This is a genomic window from Pseudomonas sp. S5F11 (genome assembly GCF_019641515.1).
In the GTDB taxonomy this organism is placed as follows: Bacteria; Pseudomonadota; Gammaproteobacteria; order Pseudomonadales; family Pseudomonadaceae; genus Aquipseudomonas; species Aquipseudomonas rhodesiae.
Window position 1 is genome coordinate 4906509 of record NZ_JAIFJZ010000001.1, and the last position, 17194, is coordinate 4923702.

Below are 17194 nucleotides of genomic sequence, written 5' to 3' on the forward strand. Positions count from 1 at the left end.
GGGCAGGGTAGCGCGTGGTTCAGTCGCGGGGCAATCCGCGCGCGCGCAGCTCGTCGACCAGACGCTCGTACAACTGCTGCAAGTGAGGAAGGTTCAATTGATGACGGGCTGCCGCCTGGCAAGCATAGCCCAACAGATAGCTGATTTCGGTGCGTCGGGCATTGGCGACGTCCTGATACATGGACGAATAATTGGCGGCAGTGGCGTGAATCACCCGCTCCACTTCATCCTGTAAATCCAGGGCTGCGGCAGGCTGGCCAGCGCATTTCAGCAGTTCGCTCAACTCCCTGCACAAGGTTGCCACTTCACAGCGATGGTTTTGCAGGCCGCCGTTACGGCATTGGTAAAGCACGGTCAGTGGGTTGATCGCGCAGTTGAGCGCCAGCTTGCGCCACAGGCGCGTCAGGATATCGGTGCTCCAGGCGTGGGGGATGCCGGCGATGTGCAGGTCATCCAGCCAGAGCGGGGGCGTCGGGTGGCGGGCGTCTCCCAGCCAGGTGTAACCATGGCCGGCGAATACCACGCGCCAGTCGCCGTCGCGGAAAGCACCCTCGGTGCTGGAGGCAAAGATGCAACGCGCCAGGGGCAACTGCGCGGCCACCGCGTCCTGACTGCCCAGGCCATTCTGCAGCAGAATCAACTCGGCATCCGGTACCAGGCGCGGTTGCAGCTGTGCGATTGCCGCTTGGGCGTCGTAGGCTTTGCACGCCACCAGAAGGCGATGGATCGGCGTCGAGCTGTCGGGCGTTTCACCAATCACCGGGTAGGTATGTGCTTCACCATGCTCCACCAGGGTCAGCCCGTTGCCCGCCTGATAACTGGCCAGGCGCGTCTCGTCGCGCAGGATCAAGCGCACAGGCACGCCCGCGCGCGCCAGCCGTGTGGCCCAGAGTGTGCCCAGGCTGCCGGCGCCGAGAATATGCCAGGTGGTCGACATCAGTTTGTACTCCGCAAGGTCGCTCACAGTGAACGGGACGAAAGAACCGCTATAATGCCCCGGCATTTTAGCTCGGGCGCGCTCCATCTCTACTGAACCCGCCCCTTATATTGGAGAAATCACATGCCTTCGTTCGACGTGGTATCTGAACTGGACAAACACGAAGTCACCAACGCCGTCGAGAACGCCGTCAAGGAGCTGGACCGTCGCTATGACCTGAAGGGCAAGGGCAGCTTCGAATTCAAGGAAAAGGAACTGACCGTCAACCTGACCGCTGAAGCCGATTTCCAGCTGGAAGCGATGATCGAGATCCTCAAGCTGTCCCTGGTCAAACGCAAGATCGACGCGCAGTGCCTGGAAATCAAGGACGCCTACGCCTCTGGCAAGCTGATGAAGCAGGAAGTCATCCTCAAAGAAGGTATCGACAAGGAGCTGGCGAAGAAAATCGTCGCGCATATCAAGGACGCCAAGCTCAAGGTCCAGGCCGCCATCCAGGGCGAGCAGGTACGCGTCACCGGTAAGAAGCGTGACGACCTGCAAGAGGCCATCGCGGCCCTGCGCGCCAAGTCCTTCGACATGCCGCTGCAGTTCAATAACTTCCGCGACTGATGGCTGCCTGGGGAACCCAAGGGCGTTTTGGACGTCCCACCCCCCAATAATTGCGCCTACTCTTGAGCCCTACGGGGCTCAATTGCTTTAAGCGCCGACCGTCCATAAATAGGAGAACAGCAATGGACTTGAACGCTGAAGTGGATCGTCTGGTCAAGACTTCCCAGTCCTGGATCCCGATGATCATGGAATACGGCAGCCGGGTTCTGCTCGCCGTTATCACCCTGGCCATCGGCTGGTGGCTGATCAATAAATTGACCCATCGCGTGGGCCGTTTGCTGGCGGTACGCAACGCTGACCTGGCGTTGCAGCATTTCATCACCAGCCTGGCGAACATCGTGCTCAAGGTGATGCTGATTGTCAGCGTGGCCTCGATGATCGGTGTAGAAACCACCTCCTTCGTTGCCGCTATTGGTGCCGCCACCCTGGCCATTGGTCTGGCGTTGCAAGGCAGCCTGGCGAACTTTGCCGGTGGGGTGCTGATTCTGCTGTTCCGCCCGTTCCGCATCGGCGACTGGATCGAAGCCCAAGGTACCTCTGGCACCGTCGACAGCATTCAGATTTTCCACACGGTGCTGCGTACGGGCGACAACAAAACTGTCATCGTGCCGAATGGCATCCTGTCCAACGGGATCATCACCAACACCAACCGTCAACCGACCCGCAAGGTGGTGTTCGACGTCGGTGTGGACTATGAAGCCGACCTGCAGAAAGCCCGCGACGTTCTGCTGGAGCTGGCCAAGGACCCACGCGTACTGGAAGACCCAGCCGCTGTAGCCGTGGTTTCCACCTTGGGGGATAGCTCGATCACCGTTTCGCTGCGCTGCTGGACTAAAACGGCGGATTATTGGGATGTGATGTTTATGCTCAATGAATTCGCACGTGACCGTTTGAAAGCGGCGGGGATTGATATTCCATTTCCGCAGCGGGTTATTCGTGTAATGCAGGAAGCGGCGCCGAAGTAATAAAAAGAGCGAAAGTTTAACTTGGCCATTCGGTCAGGTTAAACGTCTCACCTTAATCTCGTTAGTTAGCTTGCTAGTTATTTTTCCGATGTAATAATTTTGCAAAAAAAAGCCGGCCTTCTGGAAACAGAAGGCCGGCTTTCTATTTTACGGCCGAGGCCTTAAGTCATCGTTGTAATTAAACCGACAATTACAAGATGTTCAGCGGGTATTGCGCGATCAGACGCAGTTCGTCGAGAGAGCCCGAGTAAACCTGATCAGACGAGCGATAGGTCGCTTGACGTACGCGCAGGCTCAGGTCTTTGGCTGGACCGCTCTGGATCACGTATTTGGCTTCGATATCGCGTTCCCACTCTTTACCATTGTTAGTGGTCGAGGTGTTGGCGCCAGTACCTTTCACATAACGAGTCATGAAACTCAGGCCTGGGATGCCAAAGGTCGCCATGTTCAGGTCATAGCGAGCCTGGTAGGACTTCTCGTCTTCAGCGTTGAAGTCGGAACGGGCGATGGAGTTGGCCAGGAAAATCGTGCCGCCGCCGTCTACGCCGTAACCGTACTGGCCGTCGCCGCTGACCTTCTGTGCTGCCAGGGTGAAGGTGTGAGCGCCAATGGTGTACGCGCCTTGCAGGCTGAACGCACGGTTGTCGAGCTTGGTGGTGCTGTCTTTGTCAGCACGTACCAGGCCGGCGCCGTCGCTCTTGGTGTCGTAGATGTTGAAGTCGACAGCCACGGACTGGTCGTCGCTGAGCGCGTGGGTCCAGTTCACGTTGGCGTAGATCTTCTTCCAATAGTCTTCCACTTTGGAGTAGTAGAGGCTGGTGGTGACCTCAGGGGTCCAAGAGTACACGCCGCCCAAGAAGTTGGCATCGCGCAGGCCGCGTTTCGAGCCTGGTTCAGAGCTGGCGATACTGTCGCGATAGGTTTGATCCTGCGCAACGATCGAGGTGAAATGACCGGCTTCCAGTTTCAGATCTTTGATTTCGTTGCTGGTGATGGAAACGCCCTGCGGCAGTTCCGGCAGCAGGCGGCTGTCATCGGAGGCGAATACTGGGGCGGTAGTGTATTGATCACCAACCTTCAGGACGGTGTTGGAAATACGGAATTTCACGGCAGCGCCGGCTTTGGAGTAGTCATCTTGCGAACGACCGTCGGACCCTTCTGGGAAAAGGCCGGTACCTGCACGACCTTTGCCGCTATCGAGCTTGACGCCCAGCAGGCCGATGACATCAACACCAACACCGATGGTGCCTTGGGTGTAGCCTGAGCTGAACAGACCATGGAAGCCCAGACCCGTTTCTTCGATACGGCTTTGCTCAGCATCGTGGTTACGGCGGTCACGGCTGAAGTACAAAGCACGCGTCAGAATGCTTGCTGTACTGTCTTCGATAAAACCCTTGGAATCGTCCTGGGCGGACGCCATTGCGAACTGCGAGGTACCGGCTGAAACAGCCAGTGCGATCATGCTCCACTTCATCACGCGCATCGTGATTTGCTCCTTTGGTTTTCGGAAGAGTACTGCCGTCCCACCTGTATTTTTATCTGGGCGGCTCTTTCTTTTTTGTGTCGGCGCAAAGTTATATCACGCAGACCCTATTGACGATACTTACCCATCTTTCCTTTCAGCTTCTTTACGAGGCTGTCGTAAATTGCTAGCTCCATGTCGCAAATTCACAGCCCAAAATGTATCTGGACTGACAACTTCAGTACTGTTTCAAAACTCCCTTCGAAGTTCGAATGCATCCTTGCCTTGTACTGACTCGCTGTTGTTTTTTATCGCGAAACACCGGTCTCCGAACCCGTGCCGTTGCCGACGATGTGGGTGTGAATGCAACAAGCGTGCTCAAAGCGGTAACCCAATGTCATTTTTTCGTGAAAAAAGTTCCGTAGCTGTAAAAACCGCATAAACACAGGCTTTTTACGCCGTTTGGTTAGGGCTTGACCTCTCTGTGGAATGCCTGTTGCCAGGTGTAAAAAATCCGTTCATGTGTGAAGCGTTACCGGTTCACCCCGATAAGTGGGTAATCGGCGGATCCCTTTGAGGCACGGGTGGGTCATTTTGGTGCGTCTCGGCAGGGCCCGTTCTAGCGTAGCTCAAATATTTACCTGCATCGAAAGGGTGCAGGTTTTTTAGCCGGCTGCCTCGCGGGCTTATCTTCAATCGTTGTGAAGCGGCCGGCATTCGAAGGTATGCTGGGGCCTGATTCTGACTTGCCGAATGGAGTGCCCGCGGTGTTCGCCCTAGATCAACGCCTGCAACAAGACACACTGGTCATCGGGGACTTCCCGTTATGCCGCCTGCTGCTGTCCAATGACTCGAACTACCCCTGGTTTATCCTGGTCCCACGCATCAACGGTATCAGCGAGGTGTTTCACCTGGATGTCGCAGATCAACAAAAGCTCTGGGAAGAGACGACCGGTCTGGCGCAGTTGCTCAACGATGGTCTGGGCGCGGATAAAATGAATATCGGCGCGCTGGGTAACGTCGTCAGCCAGTTGCATGTGCATGTGATCGTGCGCAAACGCGACGACACCGCCTGGCCTGCTCCGGTATGGGGCAAGCATCCGGCTCGTCCTTATACGGAAGAACAGGTGGTGGCCTTGCGTGCGCGTCTGCGCGAGCTGCTGCCTGCCGATTTCAATTTTGCCCAGGACTGAATCATGGACTTGCAAGACCGTGTTACCGACCTGGAAAGCCGCCTGGCCTTTCAGGATGACACCATCGAGACCCTTAACGACATCCTGGTCACCCAGCAACGCGCGGTCGAGCGTCTGCAGCTGCAGATAGCCGCGCTGCTCAAGCGTCAGGAAGAGATGGGCGGCCAGTTCGAAACGTCCGAAGAGGAAGCGCCACCGCCTCACTATTAAAGAGGGGCCATGAAAAAACCGCGACTCAGCCAGGCTGGATCGCGGTTTTTTTTGCTGCCAGGGCTGGAGTCAGCGGCGCGGCAGTGCAGCGATCACGTCTTCGGCTTGCAAGCCTTTGTCGCGATTCATTACGGAGAACTCCACGCGCTGGCCTTCCACCAGGACGCGATGGCCTTCGCCGCGAATGGCCCGGAAGTGGACGAAGATGTCGTCGCCCGAATCGCGGGAAATAAAGCCGAAGCCTTTGGAGGTGTTGAACCACTTGACGGTACCGGTATCCCGATTGGTCATGTCGTAGGTTTGCGACGCGGCCGCCGGAGATGCACGGTAGAAGCTGATGGCCAGATGAAGAGCGATGGCGACCACAGCAATGACCAGGCTGAGCAGGATGGCCGGGTGGCCGCCCACTTCAGGCATGGGTGCCAGGAGGGTGAGGGTTTGTACGACAACGGTCAGAACCAACAGCGCGCTGACCAGGTTTTGCAGTTGATGACGAGTGCCCTTGTTCCAGTAAGGGACCACGGGTGCCAACGTCAGGTTAAGAAGGCCGAACAGTGCCAGGTACAGCGCGTCGTGTTGTTGCAGGTACGGCAGGCTCTCTGGTTGCAGGCTCGGTATAAAGGACAGCAGCAAAGCTGCAACGCCCGTTAGCAGGTGGACGATTTTCAACATTTTGATTAACTCACGTTAAGACGGATCACTAGGAAGAGCTGACTGGCACGGTTCGCTTCTGAACAATGGGAGGCGTTGGGCACGTGCGCGGGTATCAGCCTATGCCGGCCATCGCAGACATTAACGATGGCGACACGCTGCCTATTTAACAGCAAAGGCCGTGCCTTCTCAAATCAAGCATTTCGGGGTGTTGCAAGGGGCGGGGCATTTCCTTGGCAAACGCTTGTCCTAGACAGGTGTGCTTGTTTTGGAATGGCTTTTTAGGATATTTCCTACCTTGATTGGCGAATTACCACTCAAGGGCGATTTGTCGCACCTCGCTCGCTGCGCGTCACCTGTGCGCTTGCTAGAGTGGTGTTGCACCTGATCAATGAATGCTTGTCAATTGAAGGGGATAAACATGGCAATCGATATCGGTATCAGTGAAGAAGATCGTAAATCCATCGTCGATGGGCTTTCGCGGCTGCTTTCCGATACCTATGTACTGTACTTGAAGACCCACAACTTCCACTGGAACGTTACGGGCCCCATGTTTCGAACGCTGCACCTGATGTTTGAGGAACAGTACAACGAGCTGGCGCTGGCGGTGGACTCCATTGCCGAGCGTATCCGCGCATTGGGCTTCCCGGCGCCGGGCGCTTATTCGATCTACGCTCGTCTTTCTTCGATCAAGGAGGAGGAGGGCGTGCCGAGCGCCGAAGAGATGATCCAGCAACTGGTGGCGGGCCAGGAGGCCGTTACGCGTACTGCCCGCGGCATCTTTCCGTTGCTCGACAAAGTCAGCGATGAGCCGACTGCGGATCTGTTGACCCAACGTATGCAGGTCCACGAAAAGACCGCGTGGATGTTGCGTTCCCTGCTCGAAGCCAAGTAAGTCGAGTCTGAGCGGCGCCGTCCTGGCGTCGCTCGCTCGTTTCTGCACGCTTCCTGGCGTTGTCCTACAGGTATCAACTCCCTGTCTTCTGGCTGAGCCCGCGCTTCCTGCTGTTTGATAAGCCCACTGTCCAATGGGAGCGACCCATGGGCTGCTGTTTGGCAATGGAGTGTCAGGTGTATGTCACGCGCAGTGAGTAATGGAGTCATGGAATCCTGTGGCTTTCATCAGATAAAGATCGATCCCTTTGCCAAAGGGTTCGATATGGGGTTGGCAAGGCCATTGTCCCGATCAGTCAGGCTCAACGGGTTTTCGACGTGCCTGCGGCTTGAGCAGATCTATTGGAATATCCTTACGGAAATCGCCAGGATCAACGCCTGTTCAGTCAGTGCGTTACTGTCTTACGTCGATCGGGAAGTGCACTTGCGTTATGGAGGTGTGAAAAACTTCAGTGGTCTGGTCAGGGTGGTGTGCGTGGTTCACCTGTTAAAAGGCCGTACGGCTGCGCCCGACCCGGAGTAAACAAAGGTGCCCAGGGTCGGCTCGCTGTGTTGGCGGGCTGGCTCCCGGGCAGAAAGCCGGCTGCGCTGGCTCGATTTACCAGATATAATCCCGCGCTTTGCTGCGCAGGCCGGGGCTTACCCTTCGGGCAGGCGTGGCGCAGTAACGATCTGTTCGCCGAGACATCGCCATGCCCATGTACGACTATCAATGTGCTTCCTGTGGTCATCAGTTGGAAGCCATCCAGAAGATCAGCGCCGCGCCGTTGGTCGATTGCCCGGCCTGTCAGGCTCCTGAACTCAAGAAGATGTTGTCCATGCCGGGCTTTCGCCTCAGTGGCAGCGGCTGGTACGAGACCGATTTCAAGACCGGCGCCAAGAAGAATCTGGCGGGCGGCGACAAAGCAGACTGAGTTGAACTCTACGCGCAGGCTCCTGCATTATCCGTCACCTGGCTTATATGAACGGTGACGAGGCAGGCCTCCACCGAATTTCGAATTACGAGAAGTGAAACCACGACCATGATGCGCAGCCACTATTGCGGCCAACTGAACGAGACCCTGGAAGGTCAGGAAATTACCCTTTGCGGATGGGTTCACCGTCGCCGCGACCACGGCGGGGTGATCTTCCTCGATATCCGTGATCGTGACGGTCTGGCCCAAGTGGTGTTCGACCCGGACCGCGCCGAGAGCTTTGCCGCCGCCGACCGCGTGCGCAGTGAGTACGTGGTGAAGATCACCGGCAAGGTGCGGCTGCGTCCGGCAGGTGCCGTGAACAAGAACATGGCCTCCGGCGGTATCGAGGTGTTGGGCTACGAACTGGAAGTGTTGAACGAGTCGGAAACCCCGCCGTTCCCACTCAACGAATACTCCGACGTCGGCGAAGAAACCCGCCTGCGCTACCGCTTCCTGGACCTGCGTCGTCCGGAAATGGCCGAGAAGCTGCGTCTGCGCTCGCGCATGACCACCAGCATCCGTCGCTTCCTCGACGAGAACGGCTTCCTCGACGTTGAAACGCCGATCCTGACCCGGGCCACCCCGGAAGGCGCGCGTGACTACCTGGTGCCTAGCCGCACCCACGCCGGTAGCTTCTTTGCCCTGCCGCAATCGCCGCAGTTGTTCAAACAGTTGCTGATGGTGGCCGGCTTCGACCGTTACTACCAGATCGCCAAGTGCTTCCGCGACGAAGACCTGCGCGCCGACCGTCAGCCGGAATTCACCCAGATCGACATCGAGACCAGTTTCCTCGATGAAAAAGAGATCATGGGCCTGACCGAGCAGATGATCCGCAACCTGTTCAAAGAAGTATTGGGCCTGGAATTCGGCGAATTCCCGCACATGACCTTCGAAGAAGCCATGCGTCGCTACGGTTCCGACAAACCAGACCTGCGTAACCCGCTGGAACTGGTGGACGTGGCCGATCAGCTGAAAGAAGTCGACTTCAAGGTGTTCAGCGGCCCGGCCAACGACCCTAAATGCCGCATCGCTGCCCTGCGCGTGCCTGGCGGCGCGAGCATGCCGCGCAAGCAGATCGACGACTACACCAAGTTCGTCGGCATCTACGGTGCCAAGGGCCTGGCGTACATCAAGGTCAACGAGCGCGCCAACGGCGTTGATGGCCTGCAATCGCCCATCGTGAAGAACATCCCGGAAGCCAACCTGAACGTGATCCTCGATCGCGTGGGTGCGGTCGATGGCGACATCGTGTTCTTCGGTGCCGACAAGGCCAAGATCGTCAGCGAAGCGCTGGGCGCGCTGCGGATCAAGCTGGGCCACGACCTGAACCTGCTGACCTGCGAATGGGCGCCGATGTGGGTCGTTGACTTCCCGATGTTCGAAGAGAACGACGACGGCAGCTTCAGCGCCTTGCACCACCCGTTCACCGCGCCGAAATGCTCCCCGGCCGAGTTGGAGGCCAACCCGGCGGGCGCACTGTCGCGCGCTTACGACATGGTGCTCAACGGCACTGAGCTGGGTGGCGGTTCGATCCGTATCCACCGTAAAGAGATGCAGCAAGCGGTCTTCCGTCTGCTGGGCATTGATGAGACGGAGCAGGAAGAGAAATTCGGCTTCCTGCTCGACGCCTTGAAGTACGGGGCCCCGCCCCACGGTGGCCTGGCCTTCGGTCTGGACCGTCTGGTGATGCTGATGACCGGTGCCCAGTCGATCCGTGAAGTGATCGCCTTCCCGAAAACCCAGAGTGCCGCGGACGTCATGACCCAGGCGCCGGGCGTAGTGGATGCCAAGGCATTGCGCGAGCTGCATATCCGCCTGCGCGAGACGCCGAAGGCTGAGTAAAGCCGCTGCGTGAAAGCGCACTGAGGTTTACGCGGTCTAAAAAGGCGCATCTTCGGATGCGCCTTTGCGTTACAAGGGTTGTGTTTTTAAAGAGAAAGGTCCGGCCTGGGGCGGGATTGATCAGGTTTCTAGAGAATTCGGAGTTGTGTTATGGCTGGCCATTCCAAGTGGGCGAACATCAAGCACCGCAAAGAGCGTCAGGATGCCAAGAAAGGCAAGATCTTCACCAAGTGGATTCGCGAATTGACCGTCGCTGCCCGTCAGGGCGGCGGTGATCCGGGCTCCAACCCGCGTCTGCGCCTGGCGTTGGATAAGGCGCTGGGCGCCAATATGAGCCGCGACATTATTGATCGCGCCGTGGCCCGTGGTGCCGGTGCTGCCGATACCGACGACATGGTCGAGCTGACCTACGAAGGCTACGGCCCGGGCGGCGTGGCGGTGATGGTCGAGTGCATGACCGATAACCGTAACCGCACCGCGGCTGCCGTGCGCCATGCGTTCAGCAAGTGCGGTGGCAACCTCGGTACTGACGGGTCGGTGGCGTACCTGTTCGAGCGCAAGGGGCAGATCACCTTCGCGCCGGGCACCGATGAAGACGCGCTGATGGAAGCGGCGATGGAGGCGGATGCCGACGACGTGGTCACCAACGACGACGGTTCCATTGATGTTTTCACCTCGTTTGCCAGTTTCTACGCTGTGCGCAATGCGTTGGAAGTTGCCGGCTTCAAAGGCACCGACGCAGAAATCGTGATGCTGCCGACGACCAGTGCCGAATTGGACCTGGAAGGCGCGCAGAAAGTGTTGAAGCTGCTGGATATGCTTGAAGATCTGGACGATGTACAAAACGTCTATTCGAATGCCGATATTCCAGAGTCAGTGGCCGAACAGCTAGGCTGAAGCACGATGTGGATTAATTGTGGGAGGGGGCTTGTCCCCGATAGCGGTGTATCAGTCGCTGTATGTGGCGACTGATACTCTGCAATCGGGGGCAAGCCCCCTCCCACATTGAATCTTCCCTGTATCAAAAAATGTGTTTAACCCAACCCGCAGGCGTTATGACTTTAATCCTAGGTATCGACCCCGGTTCGCGCATCACCGGTTTTGGCGTGGTGCAGCAGACTCCGCGTGGCTGCGTCTACGTCGCGTCGGGTTGTATTCGTACCGGTTCGGGGGAGTTGGCCGAGCGCTTGCAGATCGTCTATCGCGGCGTGCGTGAAGTGATCCAGACCTACGGGCCGGTGACCATGGGTATCGAAAAAGTGTTTATGGCCAAGAACGCCGACTCGGCGCTCAAACTCGGCCAGGCCCGTGGTGCGGCCATTGTTGCTGGCGCGGAGGAGGGCATGGAGATCGCCGAATACACCGCGACCCAAGTCAAGCAGGCTGTGGTCGGTACTGGTGGTGCCAATAAAGAGCAGGTGCAGATGATGGTCATGCACATGCTCAAACTCACGGCTAAACCGCAAATCGACGCCTCCGACGCCCTGGCCATTGCCATCTGCCATGCGCACACCCGTTCCAGCCTGCTGCCTCATGGCCTGGGTACGGCACGCAGTCGTGGCGGTCGCCTGCGTCTCTGATAGCATCAGCGCAATCGTGATTTCCGGTCAGGCTTTGATCTGACCCTAAGTGTTAAGGATCTGTACCGTGATTGGACGTTTGCGCGGCACCCTGGCTGAAAAACAGCCGCCGCACCTTATTTTGGATGTCAACGGGCTGGGCTATGAGCTGGAAGTGCCCATGACCACTCTGTATCGCCTGCCGTCGGTCGGCGAGCCGCTCACGCTGCATACCCATCTGGTGGTGCGCGAAGACGCGCAATTGCTCTATGGTTTCATTGGCAAGCGCGACCGTGACTTCTTCCGCGAACTGATCCGCCTCAATGGCGTGGGACCGAAACTGGCGCTGGCCTTGATGTCGAGCCTGGAGGTGGATGAACTGGTGCGTGCCGTCTCGGCGCAGGACACCTCGGCCCTGACCAAGGTGCCAGGCGTCGGCAAAAAGACCGCCGAGCGCTTGCTGGTGGAACTCAAGGACCGCTTCAAAGCCTGGGAAGTGGTGCCGAGCATGTTTGCCTTGGTGCCGAACCAGCCTGATATGCCGGCGTCCCAGGTTGCCAGCGCCGAAAGCGATGCAGTCAGCGCGTTGATTTCCTTGGGCTACAAACCCCAGGAAGCGAGCAAAGCGGTATCGGCCATCAAGGATAAGAACCTGAGCAGTGAAGACATGATCCGCCGCGCCCTGAAGGGAATGATTTAAGTGATTGAAGCTGATCGTCTGATCGCGGCCACCGGCCCGCGCGACCGTGAAGAAATCCAGGACCGGGCCATCCGCCCCCTGAGCCTGGCTGAATACATCGGCCAGCCCACCGTGCGCGAGCAGATGGAGCTGTTCATCCAGGCGGCGCGCGGGCGCAGTGAGTCCCTGGACCACACGTTGATCTTCGGTCCGCCGGGGCTGGGCAAGACCACCCTGGCCAACATCATTGCCCAGGAAATGGGGGTGTCTATTAAGTCCACCTCCGGTCCGGTGCTGGAACGTCCCGGTGATCTGGCAGCGTTGTTGACCAACCTAGAGCCGCATGATGTGCTGTTTATCGACGAAATCCACCGGCTTTCGCCGATCGTCGAGGAAGTACTTTACCCGGCAATGGAGGATTTCCAACTCGACATCATGATTGGCGAAGGCCCGGCGGCTCGCTCGATCAAGCTCGATTTGCCGCCGTTCACTCTGGTGGGCGCCACCACGCGAGCGGGGATGCTGACCAATCCGCTGCGAGACCGTTTTGGGATTGTTCAACGTCTGGAGTTCTATAGCACGGCGGATCTGGCCACGATCGTCAGTCGTTCGGCGAGCATCCTTGGCTTGCCGCTGGACCCTGAAGGCTCGTTTGAAATCGCGCGGCGTGCCCGGGGCACACCGCGTATCGCCAACCGTTTGCTGCGTCGTGTGCGTGACTTCGCCGAAGTGCGCGCCAAGGGGCACATTACCAAGGCGGTGGCTGACCTGGCGCTCAACCTGCTGGATGTGGACGAACATGGCTTCGATCATCAGGATCGGCGTCTACTCTTGACCATGATCGAGAAGTTCGACGGTGGCCCGGTAGGCGTGGACAGCCTGGCCGCTGCCATCAGCGAGGAGCGCCATACCATCGAGGATGTGCTTGAACCGTACCTGATCCAGCAGGGCTATATCATGCGCACGCCAAGGGGGCGGGTGGTGACGCGTCATGCTTATCTGCATTTTGGATTAAACATTCCGTCACGATTGGGCGAAATGCCCGTAGTAGACGAATTCCTCGATGCAGTGGACGATTAAAAGCGCTTGGCTCGACGATTTATTCGAGGTTTGTGCTGTCCCAGTGACTGGCGTCGTCATTCTGTCAGTGAAAATGTTTCAGAGAATGAAAAAACAGTTGCCTGGCCGGATTGGCAACCTCAGGAGTAAGCACTAGAGTATGCGCGCGCAAAACGGGGATCAGTCGTTCGCACATCGCTGTCGCGTTTATTACGAGGACACCGATGCCGGCGGCATCGTTTATTACGTCAATTACCTTAAGTTCATGGAGCGGGCTCGAACCGAGCGGCTACGGGAGCTGGGCTTTGCCCAATCCCAGCTGGCAGGGGAGGACCTGTTATTCGTCGTGCATTCCAGCGAGGCGCGTTATCACGCCCCGGCGCGACTGGATGATGAACTGCTGGTTAGCGCTGAAGTCATCGAATTGAACCGTGCCAGCCTGCGCTTCAAACAGCAGGTCAGGCGGGCAACGGATGCAACGCTGCTCTGTGAGGGGCAGTTTTTGGTGGCGTGTGTACGCACCAACAGTTTGAAACCTCGGGCCATTCCCGAAACTCTACGTGTGGCCTTTGCCGCCGTGAGCGGCGCGGGTAAACAATCAAAGCAGGAGATTTAGCGTGGAACCTACCGTCGTCGACCATTCCTCCATGTGGAGCCTGGTCAGCAATGCCAGTGTTGTGGTTCAACTGGTCATGCTGACCCTGGTAGCCGCATCGGTTACCTCTTGGGTCATGATTTTTCAGCGCAGCAACCTGCTGCGTGCCGGTCGACGTGCCCTGGAGAGCTTTGAAGAGCGCTTCTGGTCGGGTATCGACCTGTCCAAGCTCTATCGCCAGGCCGGCAGCAATCCGGACCCGGATTCGGGTGTGGAGCAGATCTTCCGTGCCGGCTTCAAGGAATTCTCCCGTCTGCGCCAGCAGCCTGGTGTAGACCCGGAAGCGGTGATGGAAGGCGTGGCCCGCGCCATGCGCGTCGCCATTTCCCGCGAAGAAGAGAAGCTTGAGCAGAGCCTGCCTTTTCTTGCCACCGTTGGCTCCGTCAGCCCGTATATCGGCCTGTTCGGTACGGTGTGGGGGATCATGAACTCCTTCCGTGGTCTGGCCCAGGCTCAGCAAGCGACCCTGGCCACCGTGGCTCCCGGTATCGCCGAAGCCCTGATCGCCACTGCGATCGGTCTGTTTGCCGCCATCCCTGCGGTGATCGCCTATAACCGCTTTGCCGCACGCGGCGAGAACCTGATTGGCCGTTACTACACCTTCGCCGATGAATTCCAGGCGATCCTGCACCGTAAAGTGCACACCAGCGAAGAATAAGCAGGTACCTCCCGATGGCTTTAATCACTCGAGCTCGAACCAAGCGCAAGCCGGTCGCCGAGATGAACGTAGTGCCTTACATCGACGTGATGCTGGTGCTGCTGGTGATCTTCATGGTGACCGCGCCGATGCTCAACCAGGGTGTGAAGGTTGATCTGCCCAAGGTTTCCAGCGAAGCCTTGCCGCAAGACAACAACACTCAGGTGCTGACCATTTCGATCAAGTCCGACAAGACCTATTACTGGAACCTTGGCAGCGAAGTCGACACTCAGAAGCAACAGGACAAGGCCCTGACGTTGCCGGCGATGACCGATGCGGTGACCAAGATCATTCGCGCCGGTAACGAAGGTGGCAAGCACACCCAAGTATTCATCCGCGGTGACAAAGCAGTCGACTATGGCTCCGTCATGGGTGCCATGGGCGGGCTGCAGAAGGCCGGCGTCGGTAATGTTGGCTTGATTACCGAGGCGCCCTGATGCACCAACAGCGAGAGCCGTCCGCCTCGGAAAGCTACTTCTGGCCTAGCGTTTGGGCGATTGCCCTGCATGTGCTGGTGTTTGGCATGTTGTTCGTCAGCTTTGCCATGACCCCGGACCTGCCGCCAGCCAAGCCGATCGTGCAGGCGACCCTGTATCAGCTGAAATCGAAAAGTCAGGCCACTACCCAGACCAATCAGAAGATTGCGGGTGAGGCTCAGAAGTCGGCTGCGCGCCAGACTGAAGTCGAGCAGATGGAACAGAAGAAGGTCGAGCAGGAAGCGGTGAAGGCTGCTGCGGAACAAAAGAAAGAAGAGGCGGCTCAAAAGGCCGAGGAATCGAAAAAGGCTGACGAAGCCAAGAAGGCCGACGAGGCGAAAAAGGCTGATGAAGCCAAGAAAGCCGAGAAAGCTGCCGAAGCTAAAAAGGCTGAAGAGAAACAATTGGCTGATATAGCCAAGAAGAAATCTGAAGAAGAAGCCAAAAAAGCTGCCGAAGAAGAGGCCAAGAAAAAGGCCGCTGAGGAAGCTAAGAAGAAGATAGTCGAGGACGCGAAGAAGAAAGCCGCCGAAGACGCCAAGAAAAAAGCTGAAGCAGACGAGGCGAAGAAGAAAGTCGCCGACGACGCGAAGAAGAAAGCTGCCGCCGATGCCCAGAAGAAAAAGGCTCAGGAAGCAGCGCGTAAATCCGCCGAAGAGAAAAAGGCCCAGGCCTTGGCAGATTTGCTTTCCGACACGCCGCAGCGTCAGCAAGCCTTGGCCGATGAGCGTGGCGATGAAGTCGCGGGCAGTTTCGACGACCTGATTCGGGCGCGGGCGGCGGAAGGCTGGACACGTCCACCTTCGGCACGCAAAGGCATGACAGTAGTGCTGCAGATCGGCATGTTGCCGGACGGTACGGTGACTTCGGTCAGCGTAGCCAAGTCCAGTGGTGACGGTTCGTTCGACAGTTCGGCGGTTGCCGCGGTCAAGAACATTGGCCGGTTGACCGAGATGCAGGGAATGAAACCAAGCGACTTCGCTCCCTATCGTTCATTCAAGATGACATTCACACCTGAGGATCTAGCCTTGTGAGAAACCTTCTTCGAGGAATGCTTGTCGTTATTTGCTGTATGGCAGGGATAGCGACGGCGGATGAAAAGAACATCCTGGTTACCAGCGGTAGCGATCGGGCCACTCCGATCGCGGTAGTGCCGTTCGGTTGGCAAGGCGGCAGTGTATTGCCGGACGACATGGCACAGATCGTCAGTGACGACCTGCGCAACTCCGGTTATTACGCGCCAATTCCAAAAGGCAACATGATCAGCCAGCCAAACCAGGCCAGCGAAGTCGTGTTCCGTGACTGGAAAGCCGTTGGCGCCCAGTACCTGATGGTCGGCAACATTGTGCCGGCTGGCGGCCGCTTGCAAATCACCTACGCGTTGTTCAACGTGGCCACCGAGCAGCAGGTCCTGACCGGCAGCGTGTCGGGCACCACCGAACAATTGCGTGACATGGCCCACTACATTTCGGACCAGTCGTTTGAAAAGCTCACCGGCATCAAAGGTGCTTTCTCTACGCGTCTGCTCTATGTAACGGCTGAACGCTTCTCGGTAGATAACACTCGCTACACCCTGCAACGTTCGGACTACGACGGTGCGCGGGCAGTGACCTTGCTGCAATCGCGCGAGCCGATCCTGTCGCCGCGCTTTGCACCGGACGGCAAGCGTATTGCCTATGTGTCCTTCGAACAGAAGCGCCCACGTATCTTTGTGCAGCATATCGATACCGGTCGCCGTGAGCAGATCACCAACTTCGAAGGCCTTAACGGCGCGCCTGCCTGGTCACCGGATGGCTCGCGCCTGGCGTTTGTGCTGTCTAAAGATGGCAATCCGGATATCTACGTGATGAACATGGCTTCGCGTCAGATCACCCGTGTTACCAGCGGCCCGGGCATCAATACCGAACCGTTCTGGGGCAAGGATGGCTCGACCATCTACTTCACTTCCGACCGTGGCGGTAAGCCACAAATCTACAAGTCCAGTATTGGCGGTGGCGGTGCGGAACGAGTGACCTTTATCGGTAACTACAACGCCAACCCTAAACTTTCGGCTGATGAAAAGACGTTGGTGATGATTCACCGTCAGGATGGTTTCACTAATTTCCGGGTTGCGGCCCAGGATTTGCAGCGCGGAACCGTAAAAATCCTTACAGATACCAACCTTGATGAGTCAGCTACTGTTGCGCCCAACGGCACCATGGTAATCTACGCCACCCGCCAGCAGGGCCGGGGAGTCTTGATGCTCGTGTCCATTAATGGACGCGTAAGGCTCCCGCTTCCTACCGCACAAGGCGAAGTCAGAGAACCATCCTGGTCCCCTTACCTGAACTGACGCGGCGCTACAAAAAGA

General features: G+C 57.7%; 20 protein-coding genes. 17 read left to right on the forward strand and 3 right to left on the reverse strand.

The genetic code is table 11. From position 1 onward, the window contains the following. Positions 1–19: 19 nt before the first annotated feature. Positions 20–937 (reverse strand): putative 2-dehydropantoate 2-reductase, encoded by a 918-nt coding sequence (locus K1567_RS22130; protein WP_220698858.1) that lies wholly within the window; start codon positions 935–937, stop codon positions 20–22. A gap of 123 nt (positions 938–1060) precedes the next feature. Here K1567_RS22130 and K1567_RS22135 point away from each other — a divergent pair, with 123 nt between their 5' ends. Beyond that, entirely contained in the window at positions 1061–1546 is a 486-nt protein-coding gene (locus tag K1567_RS22135) for a YajQ family cyclic di-GMP-binding protein (protein ID WP_034100192.1), read from the forward strand. A 122-nt stretch (positions 1547–1668) separates the two neighbouring features. After that, a complete protein-coding gene (locus tag K1567_RS22140) occupies positions 1669–2511 on the forward strand; it encodes a mechanosensitive ion channel family protein (RefSeq protein ID WP_034100190.1) in 843 nt (280 codons plus the stop codon). Positions 2512–2701: 190 nt separating this feature from the next. On the opposite strand, the gene K1567_RS22145 is transcribed toward K1567_RS22140, so the two are convergent. Next, positions 2702–3994, reverse strand: a complete 1293-nt coding sequence (locus tag K1567_RS22145; RefSeq protein WP_034100188.1) for an OprD family porin — start codon at positions 3992–3994, stop codon at positions 2702–2704. Positions 3995–4740: 746 nt separating this feature from the next. Here K1567_RS22145 and K1567_RS22150 point away from each other — a divergent pair. Beyond that, the gene (locus tag K1567_RS22150) at positions 4741–5166 is read left to right on the forward strand and encodes an HIT domain-containing protein (RefSeq protein ID WP_047881985.1); all 426 of its coding nucleotides are present in this window, start codon (positions 4741–4743) and stop codon (positions 5164–5166) included. Positions 5167–5169: 3 nt separating this feature from the next. Then, positions 5170–5376 (forward strand): SlyX family protein, encoded by a 207-nt coding sequence (locus K1567_RS22155; protein WP_034100184.1) that lies wholly within the window; start codon positions 5170–5172, stop codon positions 5374–5376. 69 nt (positions 5377–5445) lie between these two features. On the opposite strand, the gene K1567_RS27795 is transcribed toward K1567_RS22155, so the two are convergent. Next, complete coding sequence (locus tag K1567_RS27795) at positions 5446–6048, reverse strand: cold-shock protein (RefSeq protein ID WP_034100182.1); 603 nt, start codon at positions 6046–6048, stop codon at positions 5446–5448. Between the two features lie 400 nt (positions 6049–6448). Between K1567_RS27795 and K1567_RS22165 the strand changes: the two genes are divergently transcribed. From K1567_RS22165 to tolB, 13 genes are all read left to right on the forward strand, one after another. Then, on the forward strand, positions 6449–6922 hold the full coding sequence (locus K1567_RS22165; RefSeq protein ID WP_034100180.1) for a Dps family protein: 474 nt from the start codon (positions 6449–6451) through the stop codon (positions 6920–6922). A gap of 180 nt (positions 6923–7102) precedes the next feature. Beyond that, the gene (locus K1567_RS22170) at positions 7103–7444 is read left to right on the forward strand and encodes a ribbon-helix-helix domain-containing protein (RefSeq protein ID WP_034100178.1); all 342 of its coding nucleotides are present in this window, start codon (positions 7103–7105) and stop codon (positions 7442–7444) included. Between the two features lie 169 nt (positions 7445–7613). Beyond that, positions 7614–7835 carry an FmdB family zinc ribbon protein gene (locus tag K1567_RS22175; protein ID WP_003193872.1) on the forward strand — a complete coding sequence of 74 codons (222 nt, stop codon included), beginning with the start codon at positions 7614–7616 and terminating at the stop codon, positions 7833–7835. Between the two features lie 108 nt (positions 7836–7943). After that, on the forward strand, positions 7944–9719 hold the full coding sequence (gene aspS / locus K1567_RS22180; RefSeq protein WP_220698859.1) for an aspartate--tRNA ligase: 1776 nt from the start codon (positions 7944–7946) through the stop codon (positions 9717–9719). A 150-nt stretch (positions 9720–9869) separates the two neighbouring features. Continuing rightward, entirely contained in the window at positions 9870–10616 is a 747-nt protein-coding gene (locus K1567_RS22185) for a YebC/PmpR family DNA-binding transcriptional regulator (protein WP_220698860.1), read from the forward strand. Positions 10617–10774: 158 nt separating this feature from the next. After that, on the forward strand, positions 10775–11299 hold the full coding sequence (gene ruvC, locus K1567_RS22190) for a crossover junction endodeoxyribonuclease RuvC (RefSeq protein WP_034100171.1): 525 nt from the start codon (positions 10775–10777) through the stop codon (positions 11297–11299). Positions 11300–11366: 67 nt separating this feature from the next. Next, the gene (ruvA, locus tag K1567_RS22195; protein ID WP_034100169.1) at positions 11367–11978 is read left to right on the forward strand and encodes a Holliday junction branch migration protein RuvA; all 612 of its coding nucleotides are present in this window, start codon (positions 11367–11369) and stop codon (positions 11976–11978) included. Next, complete coding sequence (ruvB, locus tag K1567_RS22200; protein WP_034100167.1) at positions 11979–13037, forward strand: Holliday junction branch migration DNA helicase RuvB; 1059 nt, start codon at positions 11979–11981, stop codon at positions 13035–13037. Positions 13038–13176: 139 nt separating this feature from the next. Then, positions 13177–13632, forward strand: a complete 456-nt coding sequence (ybgC, locus tag K1567_RS22205) for a tol-pal system-associated acyl-CoA thioesterase (protein WP_034100165.1) — start codon at positions 13177–13179, stop codon at positions 13630–13632. 1 nt (position 13633) lies between these two features. Then, entirely contained in the window at positions 13634–14329 is a 696-nt protein-coding gene (gene tolQ / locus K1567_RS22210; protein ID WP_010208111.1) for a protein TolQ, read from the forward strand. A gap of 23 nt (positions 14330–14352) precedes the next feature. Next, positions 14353–14805, forward strand: a complete 453-nt coding sequence (gene tolR / locus K1567_RS22215) for a protein TolR (RefSeq protein WP_162276712.1) — start codon at positions 14353–14355, stop codon at positions 14803–14805. Next, positions 14805–15878, forward strand: coding sequence for a cell envelope integrity protein TolA (gene tolA / locus K1567_RS22220; RefSeq protein WP_034100160.1), 1074 nt, complete (start codon positions 14805–14807; stop codon positions 15876–15878). The genes tolR and tolA overlap by 1 nt, the downstream gene beginning before the upstream one ends. Positions 15879–15895: 17 nt before the next feature. Further along, positions 15896–17176, forward strand: a complete 1281-nt coding sequence (tolB, locus tag K1567_RS22225) for a Tol-Pal system beta propeller repeat protein TolB (RefSeq protein WP_034100158.1) — start codon at positions 15896–15898, stop codon at positions 17174–17176. Positions 17177–17194 lie beyond the last annotated feature (18 nt).